Source organism: Staphylococcus rostri, assembly GCF_002902145.1.
Classification (GTDB): Bacteria; Bacillota; Bacilli; order Staphylococcales; family Staphylococcaceae; genus Staphylococcus; species Staphylococcus rostri.
The window spans coordinates 1-1,404 of record NZ_PPRF01000051.1 but is presented as its reverse complement, the minus strand read 5'-3'; the positions used below and the strand labels follow the sequence as shown (position 1 = coordinate 1,404).

The following is a 1,404-nucleotide window of genomic DNA, read 5'->3' as shown; positions in this document are numbered from 1 at the left end:
GGCGACTTACCAACAGTGTCTATTTTGTACCGTTGCTTTACGGTATCGCTAAGTTCACGTGTGCATGTTTCATTTGTGGTAATCATGTGTGATCCTGCATCTTTCTTAACTTCGACACTTTAATCTCATCAGCAGTGCGCAAGTTATGATCTTGCTTGAACTTTTCAAAATCACTCCACTTATAATAACCATCGAACTTTTTGTAGTACTGACCATAGCCAAGCACTCGAAAGTATTTTTCAGTTGGAATAATTAAACAGAACTTATTTCCGTCTGGCTTGAATAGTCGGTAACTGTTTAGAAAACCAAATTTACTCATCTTTAGCACCTTCCAAATGCTTTTTATAACGAGTCGCATAATCAATAATTTTGTCTAATTCGTCTATCTCATCATCTTTGTAGCCTAAGCGATAAGAGTACTTAGATAATTGCGATTTAAATGCACCTCGTAACTCTTCAGGTGTGTATGTCGCGCACCAAACATCAATCAAATCAAACTCGCCCTCTCCATAGTGTTTAGGTCTCTTGTTATATTCAACTTTTTTGTTAGACGGTATTTTCTCCCATTTTATTTCGTAAGGAAAATAGGCTGTAATTCCTTCGTCAGTGCGTACGAAGAATTTATCAACGTATAAATTTAACACTTCACCCAACAAAAAACCTTTTCCAACCGTTATTTTCACTCTGTTTCCAATTTTCAACTTCTCCATGCTGATCACTCCTCTAAATTAATTGGACATTGCCATATAAATCAGTTCTCTGTCTTGCTATGCCCGGTCTGTTCATTAGATACCTACCGTAATCACTCAACTTGTGACTTTGCGGTACTGTCTCCAGATGCGGCTTTGTTTTACGTCTCTTTTCTGCTCTGTATCGTCGTAAACCTGCACTAGCTACCTGTTCGTTAAACTCGTCTAGTCTTTCATAGTCAACAGCTTCTTCGTCGTTTAATTGAGGATTCATTGCTTCTTCTAACGACATTCCTCTACCTACACGTATACTTATGGTTCTTGCTGTTATACCGACTTCTTCAAGTTTTAGTATTTTTTTATATGGTATTTCTATATCAAGGCCGCCTGCTTTTGTTTTATACACAATATTGTCTACAGGTCCTACAAACAAAGCACTAAGTTCCAGCGCTAAGTCTAAGCACCATCCGTTAGCTATTCGTTCTTGAATCATTTTAGTCGTCAAACTTTTACTGCGCTTCTTCTTAAGTTGTTTTTTTGTCAAAGCTAATTCAGGTGTGAGTTTGTTCTCGAGAATTTCTTTTATTGAAACTCCATTTCGTAATTTATTACGAATAGTAGCCGTTTCCCTACCTGTATATTTAGCCATCTGGTTAACACTGATTTCTTGGCCTTTATACTCATACTTTTTTGACCTATCCTTTGGTATTCTAGG

General features: G+C 37.1%; 3 protein-coding genes. All 3 read right to left on the bottom strand.

Annotated elements, in window-relative coordinates; genetic code table 11:
* Positions 1-82: 82 nt before the first annotated feature.
* Positions 83-319 (bottom strand): hypothetical protein, encoded by a 237-nt coding sequence (locus CD122_RS08010; RefSeq protein WP_103358470.1) that lies wholly within the window; start codon positions 317-319, stop codon positions 83-85.
* Positions 312-710, bottom strand: a complete 399-nt coding sequence (locus tag CD122_RS08005; protein ID WP_103358469.1) for a DUF3310 domain-containing protein — start codon at positions 708-710, stop codon at positions 312-314. Before CD122_RS08005 ends, CD122_RS08010 begins: the two co-directional genes overlap by 8 nt.
* A gap of 13 nt (positions 711-723) precedes the next feature.
* The coding region (locus CD122_RS08000) for an SA1788 family PVL leukocidin-associated protein (protein WP_103358468.1) at positions 724-1,404 on the bottom strand (681 nt) is incomplete at its 5' end.

Coding starts and splice junctions, on each gene's coding strand:
- CD122_RS08005 (WP_103358469.1), bottom strand. CDS start 710: ATGGAGAAGTTGAAAATTGGAAACAGAGTGAAAATAACGGTTGGAAAA.
- CD122_RS08010 (WP_103358470.1), bottom strand. CDS start 319: ATGAGTAAATTTGGTTTTCTAAACAGTTACCGACTATTCAAGCCAGAC.